The organism is Dellaglioa sp. CoH-57-MRSF-19, from assembly GCF_056781975.1.
This window is the reverse complement of record NZ_JBXAXW010000178.1, coordinates 1-359: the sequence shown is the minus strand read 5'-3', so window position 1 is coordinate 359 and position 359 is coordinate 1. Positions and strand designations below refer to the sequence as shown.

At 51.3% G+C, this 359-nt stretch carries 1 protein-coding gene; it reads left to right on the top strand.

From position 1 onward, the window contains the following. A partial coding sequence (locus tag AC1RO3_RS08845) for a hypothetical protein (protein WP_481764055.1) occupies positions 1-195 on the top strand: 195 nt, incomplete at its 5' end. Positions 196-359 lie beyond the last annotated feature (164 nt).

Below are 359 nucleotides of genomic sequence, written 5' to 3'. Positions count from 1 at the left end.
TTTCTTTGCGCACAAGATCGCGAACGATCTTATCAATATCCTTGTTATTGGAATAAAGGCCCATTTTCAAAACCCCTTTTTACGTGCGGCGCGGAGTCGTGCCGTATCGGGGTAATGGTCGCGGGTTCCGGCCGCGATGCACGCGACAATCGCGACGGCGGCAATCGCACAGCAAAGAAAGGTGCCAAACGTTAAGATCATTTTTAAGCCTCGGGTTAATGGCTCACGTGAGCCTATGAGAAGCATTCTATAGACTGTCGGGTGCCGCGTCAACAGTATCCGACTAAATCACTCAGGTATTAGGCAAAAGGAAAGGGGCCGATTGGCCCCTTTAGATTATGCGGATGCGCGCTGCGTAC